At 77.8% G+C, this 571-nt stretch carries 1 protein-coding gene; it reads left to right on the top strand.

Annotated elements, in window-relative coordinates; genetic code table 11:
- Nucleotides 1-571, top strand: a 571-nt coding sequence (locus GTW08_RS01595) for an ATP-binding cassette domain-containing protein (RefSeq protein WP_161151292.1), incomplete at both ends; no start/stop codon positions are given.

Raw genomic sequence — 571 nt, 5'->3', positions numbered from 1 at the left:
CGACCGCGGCGCTCACCGACGGCGCGCCCGGCGCCGACGACCGGTTCGCCGCAGCCCTGGACACCGCGACCCGCCTCGACGCCTGGGACGCCGAACGCCGCGTCGACGTCGCCCTCGGTGCGATCGGCGCCTGCACCGACCGCACCCGGCCGCTGGAGACGCTGTCGGTGGGACAGCGCCACCGCGTGCGGCTGGCGTGCCTGCTCGGTGCCCGCCACGACGTCCTGCTCCTCGACGAGCCCACCAACCACCTCGACGCCGCCGGCCTCGACTTCCTGACCCGCACCCTGCGCGCGCACCCGGGCGGGCTCGCCGTGGTCAGTCACGACCGGGCCCTGCTGCGTGACGTCGCCGACGAGTTCTGCGACCTCGACCCGACGCGCGACGGCACGCCCCGGCTCACCGCGGGCGGCTACGACGCCTGGTGGACCGCGCGGGACCGGGCCCGCGCCGCGTGGGAGGCCGAGCACGCCGAACAGCAGGCCGAGCACCGCCGCCTCGCCGACGCCGTCGCCACCGCGCGGGACCGGCTCTCGACCGGCTGGCGTCCGGACAAGGGGACCGGCAAGCA

The organism is Pseudonocardia sp. SID8383 (assembly GCF_009864975.1).
Lineage (GTDB): Bacteria > Actinomycetota > Actinomycetes > Mycobacteriales > Pseudonocardiaceae > Pseudonocardia > Pseudonocardia alni.
This window is presented reverse-complemented; position numbering and strand designations above follow the sequence as displayed.